Annotated in this window: 11 protein-coding genes; 4 read left to right on the top strand and 7 right to left on the bottom strand. The window is 46.9% G+C overall.

The features are described from left to right. Window positions 1-74 precede the first annotated feature (74 nt). Complete coding sequence (locus tag IYN85_RS21340) at window positions 75-4106, top strand: NACHT domain-containing NTPase (protein WP_196160987.1); 4032 nt, start codon at window positions 75-77, stop codon at window positions 4104-4106. A 64-nt stretch (window positions 4107-4170) separates the two neighbouring features. Here the strand turns inward: IYN85_RS21340 and IYN85_RS21345 are convergent, their stop codons facing one another. Continuing rightward, window positions 4171-5733: an aldehyde dehydrogenase family protein gene (locus IYN85_RS21345; RefSeq protein ID WP_196160988.1), complete on the bottom strand. Its 1563-nt coding sequence runs from the start codon at window positions 5731-5733 to the stop codon at window positions 4171-4173. A 185-nt stretch (window positions 5734-5918) separates the two neighbouring features. Between IYN85_RS21345 and IYN85_RS21350 the strand changes: the two genes are divergently transcribed. Further along, on the top strand, window positions 5919-6497 hold the full coding sequence (locus tag IYN85_RS21350) for a hypothetical protein (protein ID WP_196160989.1): 579 nt from the start codon (window positions 5919-5921) through the stop codon (window positions 6495-6497). Between the two features lie 110 nt (window positions 6498-6607). On the opposite strand, the gene IYN85_RS21355 is transcribed toward IYN85_RS21350, so the two are convergent. The 6 genes from IYN85_RS21355 to IYN85_RS21380 form a co-directional block, all read right to left on the bottom strand. Then, on the bottom strand, window positions 6608-7291 hold the full coding sequence (locus tag IYN85_RS21355) for a restriction endonuclease (protein ID WP_196160990.1): 684 nt from the start codon (window positions 7289-7291) through the stop codon (window positions 6608-6610). 657 nt (window positions 7292-7948) lie between these two features. After that, entirely contained in the window at window positions 7949-9076 is a 1128-nt protein-coding gene (locus tag IYN85_RS21360) for a UDP-N-acetylglucosamine O-acyltransferase (protein ID WP_196160991.1), read from the bottom strand. Window positions 9077-9941: 865 nt separating this feature from the next. Next, window positions 9942-10670, bottom strand: a complete 729-nt coding sequence (gene qatD / locus IYN85_RS21365) for a Qat anti-phage system TatD family nuclease QatD (protein WP_196161010.1) — start codon at window positions 10668-10670, stop codon at window positions 9942-9944. An 8-nt stretch (window positions 10671-10678) separates the two neighbouring features. Next, window positions 10679-11983 (bottom strand): Qat anti-phage system QueC-like protein QatC, encoded by a 1305-nt coding sequence (gene qatC, locus IYN85_RS21370; RefSeq protein ID WP_196160992.1) that lies wholly within the window; start codon window positions 11981-11983, stop codon window positions 10679-10681. Further along, window positions 11980-12501, bottom strand: coding sequence for a hypothetical protein (locus tag IYN85_RS21375; protein WP_230390895.1), 522 nt, complete (start codon window positions 12499-12501; stop codon window positions 11980-11982). Before IYN85_RS21375 ends, qatC begins: the two co-directional genes overlap by 4 nt. Window positions 12502-12731: 230 nt before the next feature. Then, on the bottom strand, window positions 12732-14516 hold the full coding sequence (locus IYN85_RS21380) for a P-loop NTPase fold protein (protein ID WP_196160994.1): 1785 nt from the start codon (window positions 14514-14516) through the stop codon (window positions 12732-12734). An 899-nt stretch (window positions 14517-15415) separates the two neighbouring features. Here IYN85_RS21380 and IYN85_RS21385 point away from each other — a divergent pair. Next, the gene (locus IYN85_RS21385) at window positions 15416-15775 is read left to right on the top strand and encodes an XRE family transcriptional regulator (RefSeq protein WP_196160995.1); all 360 of its coding nucleotides are present in this window, start codon (window positions 15416-15418) and stop codon (window positions 15773-15775) included. Further along, entirely contained in the window at window positions 15772-16479 is a 708-nt protein-coding gene (locus tag IYN85_RS21390) for an RES family NAD+ phosphorylase (RefSeq protein ID WP_230390896.1), read from the top strand. The genes IYN85_RS21385 and IYN85_RS21390 overlap by 4 nt, the downstream gene beginning before the upstream one ends. Window positions 16480-16518 lie beyond the last annotated feature (39 nt).

A 16518-nucleotide genomic window follows, 5' to 3' on the forward strand; every position in this document is an offset into this window, starting at 1 on the left:
TTAAAAAATGGTTACTGGCGACTACGAGTGCATACCTACTAATTCGAACTATGTGTTGAAGTTGCGACAAACTAATGAATATACAGCCAATTGCTGACACTCTATATCTTCCTCGAACTCTTCGGAAACAGGATAATTCAGAGATTCCTGAGTCTGAAGTAAGGCATTTTTTGGGTCCTTGCCTGATATTGTCTGAACCCGGCGCCGGCAAGTCAGCCTTGGCCCTTCAGTGGAAATCACAGGGCGCCTCATATTTTACTGCAACACAATTGTATTATAAGCCTACTCCTACCCATGGAGACTGGGTTGTGATAGACGGTCTCGACGAGTTAGGTCAAGAAAACAGTACTGAACTGAAAAATTTAATCGCAAAGGCATCAGAGATAGGCGCTAAAACTATCATATTTACCTGCCGCGCCAACGTTTGGCATCAAGGTTTGTCTAAACACACAGAACAAATGTTCAATACCGAAGTCAATCAATTTTCTTTACAACCTTTGTCTGATGAGGAACAGCATCATTGGGTTAGGACCAGTCACCCTAATATTGATACGGCGCAGTTCTTTGAATTGGCGAAACTATCCGGAATAGGCCCCATGCTGGGCAATCCATTATACTTGGATTTGATTTGCGAGGCTTTTCAAGAAAAGCCAGAATCTTTTAACAGCAAACTGGAAATTTTTCAGACTGCTATTAATAAACGAAGCCTTGGACGCGGAGATGACGGTACCAGCCGCTATCAGGCACCTGCAGAACAGTTTCAGCTGGCTATGGGACAACTCGCTGCCTGTTTGTTGATTGCCGGTGCCAGCGGCGTGGTCCTAGAAGAACGACACTCGACAACCGATTACCCTTACATTCAGACGTTTCCCTTGGCCAACGCCGAGCTGACTTGGGACAGGGTTTTTTCTGTGGCGTTGTTTGACCACCGACCTTACCAAAGTAAGGTCGTATTCAGCCATCGGACCTTTGCCGAGTATTTAGCCGCAAAGTACTTAGTCAACGTAATAAATGATGCAGCGTCGCCGATTAGCCTAAAACGAATCATGGCGCTAATTGCCCCTAACGACATCCTCCGAACTGATTTACGAGGACTGGCAGGCTGGATGACTGCCCTTGCGTCACCGGAAGATCAAAATGTGTTGATCCAGTTGGACCCGGTAGCCATTCTCTCTAACGCTGATGCCAGCGGGCTTGCCCAGACTCAAAAAGCAGCTTTGTTGAACGCACTTCAAACCCTGACTGTGGCCGATCCGTATTTTCGGTATGGACAGGACTTTCGCGATGTGCTGATTTACCCATGGTTAGACGCTCAAAATTTACCGCACGTGACACCGTTGTTGCAATCTACTGAAGTAAATGACGGGTTGAAACAGTTTATGCTTGAAGGGTTGACCTCTAGCATAGTTGACGATCAGACGTGCAAGGTACTTTCCGCTTTAGCACTGGACTCTCAATCCGCCCGTCAAACGCGTGAATTGGCTTTAGAATTACTCCATAGAAATCCGCTCGATGCGCGAATTGACCTAACAAAGAAACTTTTTAAGGAAAATGTAGACCCAACATTTTTCCTTACCTATGTTTGGTTAAGTGACAATTCCGATCTTCTGCAGGTTCCAGAACTCCAACAATTAGTGTTTGAAATAATTCCTCTACAGCACGAGAAGATGAAAGTAGAGTTTGTGTCCAAATACTGGCTAACAAAATGTGTGGAACTGATCCCAGTGGACGCCATGAAACGAGAACTGGATCGATTGTCCGAGACACTGGAACAGTCTGTTCTACAAGGCATTCCAGCGACTGATTCAAACGTCAATGCGACGAGTCGAATAGTGAGCCTATACGTTGACCAGTTATTCGAGCACGAGAAGCCGGACCAGGCCGAACTGACGCGTTGGCTGCAATTTACGGAGTTTGGGTACCAGGACAGCGGTCTACACAATCGAACAGTTGAGTATTTTAGAGAGAACAACCAGCAAAGGCAGTCCATACAGTACCAAATATTAGTCGATGCCAAAGATGAAGAACACTTATGGAAGAACAAACGACGACTACACCAAGGGCACATTCACAAGGGTTTGACACTAACATCACTTGATCAACTGGCGCTCTGTCAGCTATCTTTTGAGGATAATCGCACCGATATCTGGAAGCTCTTTTTATACTCACCAGGGCGCGAACTAAATAACAACGAAACTTTTCTCCGGCGAAGCCAGCGCAGCCACGCTCTTCAAAAAGAAGCGTTCATGGCGGCATGGGTGACACATCAGCGCCAATGGAAACGTTGGAGAAAAACCGACCCCTTCCAGAAAAGGGAACGTAGGTACCGGCGGCACCATAAGAAGCTCGAAACAAAATTATTGGAAAACAATGCGAAGCTAAAACAGCGCTTTGAAGACAAGATCCGGGAAAATCCGCGTGGTGAACATTGGGACATACTGGTCTTGATTGCCAGGTATGAGCTTTGGCGTGAATCCAAGCAGGAGCATTTCGACATTTCATCGGACCTGGTAAACACTACTCTGCAGTACGGTATCGATGAGATTATCAGCCGACTACCTGACTGGAGCAGCTACCTAAAGGGTCTGCGCAATTCTAACCGGTTAGTCTCGGTTTATTTATTGCAGCTTTGTGCTCTTAGGTACCCAGAGTTTTTGCCGGATCCATCTTCGTTAAGTGAGAATACCCTAAAAGTCTTGTGGCGGACCAGTAGGACCTACATGGACGATGTCGACCCGGAAGATCAAACTGTTTTAACAACCAAATGCCTAGCAGTATTAAATAAAAAAGGGTGTGATCTTGTTCAGCTCGTCGTTGATGTAATCCAGCCCCAACTTTCGAATAGCAAGGACAATAATACTTGGCTGCCTGATCTGGACTGGCTTTGTCAGCAACAATTGCTTCAGCCCATCATGTCTCACCAACTGCTAACTTGGCTTGAAAACCATGCTTTAGGTGCCATTGAACCCGTATCGCAACTATTCGAAGCTGCCCTGAAGTATGCCAACCGGGACCGGTTGCGGGAGTTAACAGAGGCGGTATGCACCCAGAACCCGCAGAATCAGTTCTGGTTACTCCGAGCAAGTTTACTAACGGAACATCCATCTCAAACAATATGGCAGTTGGTTACATCTCAACCTGAAAATTTGTTCTTTTACCATTCCATATATAATCGATTACACCGATTAGACATTAGCGGATGGCCCAAGCTGTCGGCAAACTCAGTAAAAGAGTTGCTGTTAGGTTTTGCACCTTTATGGCCGAAAGTACATCTGCCAAGCCATTGGGGTACCGATAGCCCGAAAGAACAAACAGCCTATCGTTTTCTAAGAGATTTAACATGGAAACTCAACGAGCACGAACCTATGGATCGAATACGAGCCTGCGAAGAGCTACTGCAAAGCCCATTAATGCACGATTATTCTGCTGACCTACGTTCAATTCTATACAACGCCCGACGTTCGCTCTGTTCAGTTGACTCTGCTGAATTAACCGCGGTAGAAGTATCCGATTATTTTCGAAATCAATCGATTCCTTCCGTGTCCGCACTGCGGGAAATCGTTTTAGAAGAACTCGCAGCACTGCAAGGTGATCTGGAAGGAGGTGATTTGGATCTTTGGCATCAGTTCTACAATTCGATTAAAGAAGGCCATGTAACCACATACAAACCAAGAATAGAAAATGAATGCAACCAGGTGGTCGCAGAGCGACTGCGACAAAGACTCCGTCACTTGGGCTGTACGGCAGTGACAGAAAAGTATTACGCGAATGAAAAACGTGCTGATATCAGCGTAGAGCGACAACGCGGCCAAACAAGTTTTCTCCTACCCATGGAGGCCAAACGGCAGATGCATCCAGACCTATTTTCCGCGGCGCAAGGTCAGCTTGATGCCCAATACCTTATTCACCCCAACTCCGATTCTCAGGGTATTTTTTTGGTGTACTGGTTCGGAAAATCGCAGGATGTTGCAAATAGGAAAAATCATTCATTTCTGACAGCAAAAGAATTGAAAGAAGAAGTAGAGGCTCGAATACCCGATTCCCATAGGAAATTGATTTCCGTTGTGGTGCTAACCATCCCGAATGGATCAGATAAAATCCGGTAAAGTTTAGTATTTGTCGAACTAAAAAGGGAGCTTGATGCTCCCTAGCATACCAAACTACCTTTGGTTAGCTCTTAACAAAGAAGCCCAAAGGCTCGCGCGAATCATTACTTACAATTGCTTTGACTTGAAGGAACTCATCAAAAGCGCCTTTGTAAGTATCGCCACCCACACCAGACTGCTTATAACCACCAAACTTAGCACCGTAGTTATAGTTGTGGTGAGTGTTCACCCAGATTCGGCCTGCCTGAATTTCGCGTTTCGCGCGATTCAAAGCAACCATATCATCAGTCCATATCGAAGCACCCAAGCCGTACGCAGAATCATTTGCAATCGCCAATGCCTCATCCATATCGTCAAAACCGACAACACCGACCACAGGACCGAAGATTTCTTCCTGCATACAGCGTGATGAGTTGTCTTCCCAGTCAATCAACGTAGGCTCAATGTAAAAACCTGAGTTCAGTTCAGAAAACTCGCCTTCAAACTGATGTACACGACCACCAGCCAAAATTTTACCACCTTCTTTTTTAGCCAGTTCCAAATACGACTGCACCCGTTTGTATTGATTGATGTCAACCTGAGCACCCACAGTAGTGGATGGATCAAAAGGATTGCCCCGAACAACGGCGCCGTTGGCGTATGTGTCGAGTACCGCTGCCAAAAATTCTTCTTTAATTGAGTTTTGCACCAGGAGTCGCGAACCGCAGGTACAGACTTCGCCCTGATTGAAAAAGGCCAGTAGTGCACCTTCGACCAACTGTGCTTTTCGCGCATCATCACCGTTCAACCATGCATCTTCGCAGATGATTACAGGGCTCTTTCCGCCAAGCTCAACTGTGACAGGAATGATTTTCTCAGCAGCGGCATGCATGAAGATTTTGCCAACTTCGGTAGAACCGGTGAAAATTAGCTTGTCGATATCCGGGTGGTCGATAAGCGCTTGGCCAGTCTCGGCTTCACCAGTAAGCACATTGAGAACGCCTGCCGGCAACAGATCTTTAATGATATTGACCATGACCATAAAACTGGCAGGTGTCTGTTCTGCAATCTTTATGACCATGGTATTGCCGGTTAGAAGGGCGGGTACCAGCATCCAGGTGGGCATCAACAACGGGAAGTTAAATGGCGAGCACGCCCCCACAACGCCATAGGGCTCTTTGTGGTGCTCAAACCCCATACCGTTCTCTAACTTACCGTGATCACCGTCTACCGCGCCGCGAATATCCAGTGCGGCTAACCGAAAATGCTCGATTACCAAGGGTAGATCGGCTGCAGTGGTTTCACGAATCGGCTTTCCGTTTTCGATGGTTTCTACCAGGGCAAGTAGCTCTTGGTTTTTTTCGATTTTATCGGCGATTTTAAGAAAGATCATTGCACGCTCAGCAGCGGACTTTGATGCCCATCCGGGCTGTGCTTCGCGAGCAGCGGCTACAGCGGCAGCGACGTCTGACGCTGATGCCACTGCAAATTCATTGATTTTGGAACCATCAAGAGGTGACGTGTTGACAAGGAAATTACCTTCTTTTGGTTGAACCCATTCTCCACCGATAAACAACCCTTGTTTTTGAATGAAGTGGGACTTGCCTTGGTCAAGCTTCACCTGAAATTCTGATAATACGTTTGTCATCTGTTTCTCCATTAAGCATGCTCGGAAGTGAGCAGTTTTATCATATTATTGAATAATCACATCATTTCTATTGTTTTTTATCATTATTTTCATATCCTAGCATTATTATAATGAGATAGTCACATTGCAGCGAGTATAAATCGAAATTTAGAGTGGAATTAATATTCCGCCCGAAAGGAGGTCGTATGATCTTAACGAAGAACAATGTAAGTGTCGGTACAACAGAGCACTGTCCATATCTCACGCTTTCGGAGGCGCTTTACTTAGTTGAAAATCAGCATATGCAGTCGAATCAACTTGAAAGTGCGATCTTTGGTGGGGCGCTGTTTTGCTTCCCACTTTCACTCGAAAGCGCCATTCCCGAAAACCTTGACGATGTTGAAGCCCGCATTAGAGCTCGTCGGAAAGGGAGTCATATCAATCAACGAAGTTTATGCTGCTATGATGTAAAGAACCCTGAATCTGTAAGCTGCAAAAGCTGCAATTCGCGAGGCAATGTGGTTATTGTCGGTGTCCGAAACAATGATGATTTCGTCGAAACGATAGTTCGTTGTCCCAATTGTGGCGAACGGTCAACCCTTGATGTGGACCAAGCTCACAATCTGACAGAAAGTCTATTTGATGTTCTGACCCAATTACATGGTGAGCACCACGCGAGAACGCTACTTGCAAGTGTGATCGATTATGTTGCGCCAGCAAAAGAATTTGCTGAAGAGTGGGAACCATTACGAAATGTCTTAGCGCCATTGCTTGAAACAGCGTGACTAACCTAAAATTTCCGGCTTTAGCCTTCTCTAAAGCCGGGCAAGTGCGAATAGTTAAGGGCTAAAATTTAATGACGTCAAATGCATCAAGTTGGCCGACGATTACGCCTCTATAAATTCTGTTGATACGTTCGTATTTGAACCGCACCATCCCCTGGTAATGCTACCATAGTGTTATCTATCAAAATGGTGAGATTGCCGCCGGTTAATAGGGATAGCATTTTTCCGCCACTGACAATTTCAACTGCAGCGTCGACTACATTCCGGCTCAACAACCCGGTTTTACCGGTATGGACAAACAGCCCATAACATTGCTTCTGCCTGCAAACATGAGAAAACTCTCGTATGTCTCTTGCTTTCACATAGCCGCTATAGCACTTTGCTTGTATGAGAAAATGTAGATTGCCAACCCAAAATTGCCCATCAAGCCCACCATCACCTGAATATGAAGTATTCCTTTTGACGCGAATACCACGCAATGATAGGGCGCTAAGAATCATTTCTTCGAATGTGTAGCAATCTATTTTTTTGGAGCGCAAATACGTGAACTGTGCACCTGGACCATACATGGCACCGATTTCTTTCAGCCTGTTGAGAGCCAAATAGGAGTAGTTGATTTTCTTTTTATGCTGTCTTATTTTGAACGGCGGCTTTCGTGCTTTCTTGGATGCGATAACCCATAGTGTGGTGACAGTGACCAACATACATGCCGCCAAACTAAGTTCAAGAGGCATCGATTTAGCAATTTTCGTTATGAGGATTTCAATTGTTGGGATGTCAAATAGGTTACGCAACTTCGTTCACCGTTCTAATAGATTGAGTTCATTTAAGGCATTATGAGTATTGGTGTAGGGAAGGTAGGCTTTTTACGGAGTGGAGGTGTCAATGGAATCTGGCAAACGACCGGAGGTTAACGCTTCCGTATAGTTTCCCTTGTCGTGGCCAATGATGTCATGTTCCCAGTATTCACTCATGGTTACCCCGCAAATACCTACCATTATTGACTGCGGCACTGACTTGCAAAGACATTATTATAATCATCCTTGCTCATTGCAATCAAGATTAATTGATTCGTCGAAATTCGACCAGTTCACCCTAAAGGACCAGCCACAGACCGATACCACAAAAGCCAGCAAGGGATCGCTAGATCAGTCTTTGCCAATACCCAGCGCGCACAAATAGGAAGCTTCGTAGTCGCAGGTAACGTTGCAGAGTTGCGTCTGCCATTTATGAAACCAGGATGTCGCGACCGCGAAAGGATCTTATCGCAACATTAGGGTGAATCTATATGGCTCTGGAGAATAGTGGAATAAGCAGGGAAGTTGGCGCTTAAGTGATCCATGAGGGTGTCCACTGAATATTAGGTTGACACCAACATGGGGGCTGTCCGTAGATTACATTAATTTTGTATTACGAGATTTAGTTCTGCTATCCCGTTCAGAACGTTGTAATTATCTGGCGCGTTTTGCTGCGGTAGTGTAACAGCCTCGACGGTTTTTATCTTCTAGAGATTTCTGGATGAAGTCGACCATTTCAATTACTGATTTATTACTCGCTCCATCTCTAACGTTTATCAAGCGTTGCGCGAATAGTCTTTCCTGATCTTCATTTGGCTGAAAAAGGTGCTTAAATGCTTTGTTTAATGCGACTATGTCTGCTTGCAAAAAGTCTTTCCGCTTCAATCCGATAGTGTTAATGCTTCCTAAGCTGTCAAGGAAGACCACGAAAGGCGGGACATCATGTACTACCCTTGTATACCCAGCAACAAATGCATGCTGCCCAATGTGACAAAATTGATGTACACCAGTACCAGCCCCAACCCACGCGAATTGTTCGACGGTAACATGACCACCTAGATTAACGTCATTTCCAATGGTCACGTCATCCAACACATTGCAATCGTGCGCAACATGTGAACCGTCCATTAAATGACACCGGCTTCCAATGCTCGTTATTTGCCGGTCGCCACTGGATCCACTGTGAACAACAACGCCGTCGAAAAACCGATTGTTATCACCAATTACAGTTTTTAATGCTGGTCCGACATGTTTTTTATCCTGATTTACATCACCGATGGATACATGAGCTCCAAATTCATTGCTTCGCCCAACAACTAACTGACCAGCAAAATATCCAAAGCTCTTCAATAAGCATTTTTCCCCGAATTCAACATTACCCCTAATTGAGACATGTGGATGTACTATTGTCCCTGCGCCAATCACCACTTGATCTTGTTTCCCTGAAGTTTTAATGCAAACGTGCGCCTCAAGCTCAGCATAGTCACCAATAACTACATTCTCAGACACAACGCAATATGGACCAATTGTGGCCGTCGGTGAGATAACTGCTTTGGGGTGAACTACCGCAGAGGGATGTATGTTATTTGCTTTTGATACAGGTTGTATTGACATCATTTTTCCTTCCATTGCAATACGGGAATACGGGTTAACTTGCGATTGATTCGAGAGGTGTTGCGGCAGAACGTTGCGAAATCCACCTTCGAATAACATGTTTTTCATGCTCAGAGAGAATTGAGCGAGCAAACGCTTTCTCAATTGGTAAGGGAGCTTCAAGCACATTCACAACTCTATTGGCGCCAATGTTGTTCCTCGGGGAGACCTTATCTATCCGAACATAACTCAGAGCGCAAACCTTTATCATTTCTACCAACAAGTACTGCTGCTCATAAGCAGGTAAACCTTCGATGTACGTATAGTCTGGATCGTACGCAGAAACTTCCTTCCCAGCAGTTCGCTTGTCAATCATAATGATGGGAAGGTCTTGGTCCGAAATCTCGACACATAAACAACCCGCACTGATCAACTTTCGCAGACCTTTGTTTAGACCCGGCCTGCCTCTCAAGCTAAACTGTACCTGAGCATATGAATTAATAATTATGCGGTTATTTGGCATGAGTGTTCCTTGCATCACAAAGAGGAAAGCATCATCTATCCCTGGATGAACAAATCGATAGCAATCTGAATTACTTATGATACACGGATGAAAGCAATGCCCAAAACTTTTATTTAGACCTGTGTCACAATACTATTTGAGGTTTATCATCTATTTGATGAAATCTGGCTCTAAAGAGTAAAATCGTTACAAACACACTGATTTTATGGAAAGACCGGGCTATTCGGGGGCTCTAAGGATTTTTAGCCTGTTTATACCATAGGCTACCAAAGATTCCGAAACTAATGGATTACAAGATAGTATTACATTAAGTGATACTCAATTTTGACCTAATGTAATACTATTTTAAAGCCCTTACAGCTCAATGCTTTCATAGCCTCGTGCCTTTTGTAGAGAGTAAATCCCCAATTTCCTATTTCGCAATATAGTACTCATTTCGAGGAGTGTTTGTTGGGGTGTTAAAGTCTTATCAAACACCAGAAAGCATCTTAACTATTCGATTATTTTGCCGTGTGACGTGAGGTTCCATTTTCATGGTTTGGATTTATTTAGTATCAGAAGCATTTTAAAATTATTAGCAAGTATTTGTTTCACTTCGCTGATGCTTTGTTTCCAAATTCCGGATAGCTGACTTTGAGCGATCTCGCTTTCCCAGGGCATCAAAGCTTGTCCCCGGTATTTTGCAAAAGGGGCATCCGTCTCGGTCAGAACACGCTCCTTGGGCATCATAGAAATCAGCTCCACCCCTTTTTTAGTGCTAAGCATCGCTGGACCTACTGAGAACCAGCAACCCATATCAATCGCTCTCTTCAGTTGACTCTTGGTTCCCGTAAACCAATGAAGCACGGGAGTACCGTCAATTCCTTTGAGCTCATCAAGTACAGCTGCAGCACTCGCGCGACTGTGTATTGACATGATTCTCCCACCAGCATGATTTACGGTTTTAAGTATGTGTCGAAATACTGTCAACTGGACATCCCAATGGTTCTTGAACCCACTGCCTCCATCGAGACCAATCTCACCCACATATTTAGCTTCCGGGAGCAGGGCATCGAATAATTCCAACTCTTGGTATCTTTGGTGTGCAATCTGTGGATGTAGCCCTAGCGCCGTTCGTATCCGCTGACTATCTTCGGACAGCCTACACGTACCCTCCCAAGCCTTCGGCGTCGTTGTCACAGACAACACGTAAGTCCCTCGTCTTTTGCACTCCTCGGCGACTTTAAACGGCTCTGGGTACAAATCTAGGTGACAATGCATGTCAATACTCACAGCGCACCCTCAAATATCAGAAAGGCTTTGACTTCATCCAACCCATCGATAAAGACCTTTTGAAAATTCTGGAAGTCTGCTGCTGGTAGAGGCCCGCTGTCCGCAATCCACGGTCCCGTTTTCCGAGTTGCTTTCTGTACAACCGCTATTCGAAGGGCTAGGAGATCATCTCGACGATCTGTCTCATTCAGGACATCAGTCACTGTGTCAAAGGCGTATCCAACATCTTCGCTGATGCCACCTGCATGCAGTGCCGCACGACGAATAATGCATGGCACACATATTCCGCATTGCTGATTTGACCGCTTCCAGTGGCTGCATGAAACCGTACTGTCCACAACACCCTCAAGCAACTGCCTGTCATGACAGCCCACCACCATCTGTCCTTTGGTCATAAACTGATAGGGATTGATAATTCGACAGGGAATTTGAGCCGATTCAAAAATCCTTTGGATGCTCTCGATGAAGTACGGATGAGTAGTTCGTGTACTCAAGGTCCCAACACGTCTGGGCGTCAACGGTGCGTTTAATGAAATAAAGCCGTTTTCAGGTACGAACAGGTCAACTTCCTCTTGCTGAGATACAGCCTGGACGGCACATGCACCGACCGCAGCAAATGCAAGGAAGTTAAGACTACGCGTCCGCATTGTGATGTCGGTCTCTCCAGTGTGCAAATGCGGATCAGCATTGACCTTGAAACGGGAGTATAGCCCTGTAAGCGCTTGTGCAATCTGGTCTTGATGAGTCTTATCCCCCTTGTAGGCATGACTCACCAATAATGGAGCGCGGCCCCGCGACAATAAATCGATCGTACCAATAGCAGAGTCTAAACCACCCGAGAACAAGCAGACTGAATCAAGGCCTCTGAGCCGTACCAATTGAAAACGATCACTCCTGCGATAAGGTACCGGGGGAGGGTGACCACCATCCAGGAATTCGAAGTCCCACATGTCGCCGCTGAGAAAGTGCAATACTCTTTCCAGCTCCTTTTTCAAAGGCACCCATCGATAAGGTTCATGTAGTGGTAGCTGCATGGCGAACTGACGGGTCCAGCCATCCTCACTATCGGAACGTCGAACAAAGGTATCAGCTGCTGTTACTGCGAGCGCGATCGTCAGGAAGTCCATAACCTGGCTGGGGATGCGCACCCCCAAACGTCTCACCTTATCGATGACCGGATTCCCAATGAAAGAGATATCGCCTCGACCTTGGCCGCTTAAACCGTACAATTGAACCGGCAACAAACCTTCTTTGGCCGGGGGCAAAAGCTGGTGATTGTGGTGAAATACTAACTGTGTCATTGATAGGCCTCCCATTCTTTCCATGCATCAATGATGGCCTGGCGCTCAATCTGTGCCATTTGCTGACGGCTAACGCTCCTCACGTTCCCGGCTAGTTTGGGGGCCATATGCTTGTCCACAACAACTTTAATGAGCTCCCGTAACTCGGTTTCTGCCCGCATCGCCTGGGCAGGGGTATCGGCCTTGTTCCAAGCTTTATCAGAGTCCATCACCATCTGCAGGAAGATGCTCTCAGCCAGGTAGCCAATCATGGTGTCAACGATGACATCATCAGTGATGCACTGAGGGTCGAAGGTCTCTACGCCGTCCAACGCTTCAACCAAGGCGTGATTCATCGCAGCGCGGATCTTATCTGAATCCCCGTCTTCAGTGGTCAGAGCCTGTGTAATTGCGGAAATCGCCAGCTCGCAGGGTAGGCCTGCTAAACTGCCGAGATCGACACTAGACTCACCCGGAGCAGCGGGCACACCGGCCAGCGCTCCGAAGAGCCCGGCGCCAGCCTGGGTGACGCTCCCCATGCGCCTGGCAGCACTGCCCCCACCCCCGCTGGATTTGCGCGCATAGTGGCCAATAGCACTCTTGAGATCGTTGCGATCGCCTCCAGATACAAATCTTCCCAGCGACTGCCGGAAGGCCATAAACCTTGCCGGCTGGGGTGTTGCTTGAGGTTGTTGTGGTTGGTCATCCGCCCATGGCGGTACCAGTGGTGAACCGCCCCCCGGGCCGGTACTTGATTGTGAAGTCCCCATTAAACGTCCTTATGCCATTGCTCTTCTTTGAGCGCTGCTGCCAACCATGGGGGGCGTTTCCCCCCCAAATCCAATTCCTGCAGATACCGTACAAGGACCTTGGCCGCATCCAACGAGTGTCGGGCCAGTAGGCAAGCGCCTGCAAATCCTTTGGGCTTCCGAGACCAATCGGAAATCTGCCTTAGATGGCTGATAACCCCCTCCATCACCGGAATTTGCTCCTCCAAGGGGAGGGTATCCAATAACTTTTCCGCTGTCGGCGAGCTGGTATTCTTCGTGTCTACCAGCACATCCAGTATTTCTCGACCCGCTGGAGACAACCCTACCACATAAGCGCCGATCGGCATGGTTTCCCGGGACAAGTAAATGGCGGCCCTCAGGTCTACCTCGCTCAGACGGGGTTCCAGCTGGACCCAATCACTAATGAAGGATTTGGTGGTCGGATTGTCCGTCCATGTCTTTGGGGCTTCATCGGGTATCTGGCCACCCCCTTCCTCCAGCCGCTTGAGCAGTGCGGGCACTCCCTGTTCAGCATCAATCAAGCGATAGAAATCAGCCGTTGCTTTCACGCCAACGCATCGCTCGAAGATCACCAGCTTGGTGATAATGGCTTCATCCAACGGCATTGATCGGCGCCGGGCAATCTGTGAGCGCATCTTAACGACATTTAGCAACCGTTTCACGATCCGTGGATTTCCGTGAATGATAGGGGAGTTGGCGAGTACCGGAGCAATACGGTCGGCCCTGGCAAACGCCAGCGCTAAGTCCCCATCTTCTGACTCTCCAGTCAGATCCAGGGCATCTTGGCGACTAATTGGGTCATCCTTCCAGGATTGCTGCAACGCTTTCTCCAAACCTTCGCGGAGCGTTTCGAGCTTTTCCGCAGGCAGGTGGTGATCAATAGCGTAGAGCATAAAGAGATAAGAGCGGATCTCCCGAACACCAGCCTTGGGGACACGTATGGGGACTTGAATCAGCTTATCCAGATAGTCGATCTGGTGACGGTCTGACGCCCCCTTGAAGTAATCTGCCACCGATGAGCGGATCATTTCTTCGTCGGCCGCGATAATGAAGGCTGTATTGGTCAGGAACAGGAATAGCCGGATCGCCTCAAGGGTATGGATAGCGTTAGTTGGCAGGCAGCGATCGAGGTTATCAATAACGACCACCAGCGGTTTACCGAGCTCTTCCAGGATATCCCCGTATTCCTTCCGGAATGCATCGATCTGTTGGGGTGGACTTTTCTTTGTCTCGGGTCTCAGTAACCCACCAGCCTGCTCCTTGGCTTCTTTAGCGGTTTTTCCCAGGGTCTCATATTCCTCCTGATCTTGAATGCCGTCAGCGGCACCTCCCAGGGCGCCAACACTTCTGGCTATCAATCCACCTGTTGGGACCCCTGCCAGCAGGGCTGCCCCCTCGGCCAATAGCCCCATAGCCCTGAACCCATCAACCCTAGCCAGAAGTTTCTTGGTTTTCGTGACCAAACTCGCGTTACCGTCCGCTGCCTCAGTCAACGCGATAGCAATTATCTCAAGAAGCGCGGCCCGAGCATCGTCATATCCCTGATATAGCCAGGCATCGAACTTGATGACGATCCACTCTTTATCATCCTGTTCCAGCTTCTGTTCGATAAGCTTCAACAGCGAGGATTTGCCGGCACCCCAGTTGCCGAAAACGCCAACGGAGACAGGCAACATGTTATCTGTGGTTAGAATGTCGACCGCGAGCTGTGAAACTTCTCCGAAATTAAGGTAGTCCTTATTGGATTCTGTATCTGACCACATTGTTGACCCACGTGTGATGGAGGTTAATATCTACAAACCTACCACATTGACAACTTATCCATGAAGTCAAATTTCTTACGCTTCAACAAATGACCATCAACGCACTTCATCAGTGTGAAATTTACCGATTAAGTGGTGGGCGCATACTTCTATACCCCCACACCAATCATAAAATATCTGCCTCGGTTGTTATCACAAAATCCCCACTGTTCGACTCTTTTACGTACCGACCCCGGTGTTTCCCTGCGAATACGTAGAAAAAATCAGTTTCAGGCTCATTAGTACCCTCTACCGGAACACCCGAGACTAGGAAACCGGATTTCGCCGCCCCTAACATTATCCTGCGTTCGGTCCGAATCTCATCAACGCTCATAATATGACAAACGTCACTGTCGGGATTAATAATGAGAACCTTGTGATCGTCGCTTATTCCTATCGCTAGCCCAAAGCTGTTTGCGAAACTGCTAGATTCACCTTCACTCAAGGGGCGATAATGTACTTCATTGAATATCATTTTCGTTAACTCACTAAATTATTGGGATTTTTTTAAACCGATTGTCGTTCAATCATCGGTTCAATGTTTCAAATAGTGCGAAGTGAAAAACTTTCAACAGCAAAATCATTCTGAAGAATAATTTTGTTAAAGGGTGGGGCATATAATCTATTTCCCCGAGAAAAGGTGATACTAACTGAAAAGCACGCAATCCTAACGATGCATCCAAATGTTCTAGCATCGTTTTAGCGTAGCCTATTACCGGTCATCTTGGCGAATGAACTCAGGGCGGCGGTTCCACTTTAATAACTCACAATAATTCAGAGTTTCTGATACTAAAGTGCCTTTCTTGCATTATGACCTTAAAAATGCCATTATTAGTGGGCAAATATAGAGGCATTTAATTATGGAAACCCTCATTACCGCTGTTTTAGATGAGAATGGCCGACTCACTCCAAAGAATATTGCAAAATACTTCCACACTGAACTTGCAGAAGTGCTAGAGATTACTGGCGTTCCTGAAAGTGCTGCATCAAAACGCGCGCGCATTTATTCAGTGAGTAATCAAACCAGGATGCGGGAAGTTCTCGAGATTATTAATCAAGTTGAACCATGGACAGGTAACAGCCAAGCTGCATGGGCATGGTATCGATCAGAGCCTTTACCTGCGTTTGGCAATGTTACCGCGGAGTCTTTAGTACGAAGCGGACATACGAAAGCACTTAAAGCTTTTCTGAATGGAATCGCAGTCGGTGGCTTTGCTTGATTGGATATCAAGGAATTTGCTACAGGGCTCATGACCCGAGGTGGGTGTTTGAGCCAATCTCGGGAGAGGGAGCCAAAATAAATGGGGGGCGATTTAACCGAATCGGTGTTGGCGCGCTTTATCTGGGAATGTCGCTTGAGTCGGCAATTTGCGAAGCATCACAAGGGATGGGGCACAAGATTCAGCCGCTAACCATCTGCTGCTATGAAGTAAACCTAACGAATATCGTCGATTTGACGGACAGTCGGGCACTGTCAGACTTTAATATCGATCCAGCTGACTTGGGAAAACCATGGGCCTACGCCCTAGCTGAATACCAGCGTTCTAAGGCCTCCGAGCCAATCTTTAAGAAAGGTCGAATTTCGAAGAAAGGAATAGGTCCACCTATATTGGTGTTGGGAGATACCAGCGCGCCCCCAAATAAAGCAGAGGAGTCATTCATTATTCGTCCTCCAAGTCCCGTTCTTCATCATAAGACGAGGCCTGGAAAGAAAACCGTCGCCTTACCAAATGTCCCTCCTACCTGGGCGATAGCGGACAAACTTATTAATAGCGGCGCCCACGGGATAATCGTTCCTTCTTTTGCCTCGGGCGCGACTGACGATCATAAAAACTTGGTTTTATGGGTCTGGGGTGGAGACACCGTCCGTGTAGAAGATACTCATGGACGTCTACCGAAAGACCAGTCTTCTTTTCAGTTATAATGCCGTTTGGACTGGAAGTAGAGGTAAGTTGAGCACGGC

Source organism: Reinekea sp. G2M2-21, from assembly GCF_015687175.1.
Lineage (GTDB): Bacteria > Pseudomonadota > Gammaproteobacteria > Pseudomonadales > Natronospirillaceae > Reinekea.

Excerpts from the sequence above, each read along its gene's own strand:
- IYN85_RS21340 (WP_196160987.1), top strand. The coding sequence starts at position 75 with ATGAATATACAGCCAATTGCTGACACTCTATATCTTCCTCGAACTCTT.
- IYN85_RS21345 (WP_196160988.1), bottom strand. The coding sequence starts at position 5,733 with ATGACAAACGTATTATCAGAATTTCAGGTGAAGCTTGACCAAGGCAAG.
- IYN85_RS21350 (WP_196160989.1), top strand. The coding sequence starts at position 5,919 with ATGATCTTAACGAAGAACAATGTAAGTGTCGGTACAACAGAGCACTGT.
- IYN85_RS21360 (WP_196160991.1), bottom strand. The coding sequence starts at position 9,076 with ATGTGCTTGAAGCTCCCTTACCAATTGAGAAAGCGTTTGCTCGCTCAA.
- qatD (WP_196161010.1), bottom strand. The coding sequence starts at position 10,670 with ATGCATTGTCACCTAGATTTGTACCCAGAGCCGTTTAAAGTCGCCGAG.
- qatC (WP_196160992.1), bottom strand. The coding sequence starts at position 11,983 with ATGACACAGTTAGTATTTCACCACAATCACCAGCTTTTGCCCCCGGCC.
- IYN85_RS21375 (WP_230390895.1), bottom strand. The coding sequence starts at position 12,501 with ATGGGGAGCGTCACCCAGGCTGGCGCCGGGCTCTTCGGAGCGCTGGCC.
- IYN85_RS21380 (WP_196160994.1), bottom strand. The coding sequence starts at position 14,516 with ATGTGGTCAGATACAGAATCCAATAAGGACTACCTTAATTTCGGAGAA.
- IYN85_RS21385 (WP_196160995.1), top strand. The coding sequence starts at position 15,416 with ATGGAAACCCTCATTACCGCTGTTTTAGATGAGAATGGCCGACTCACT.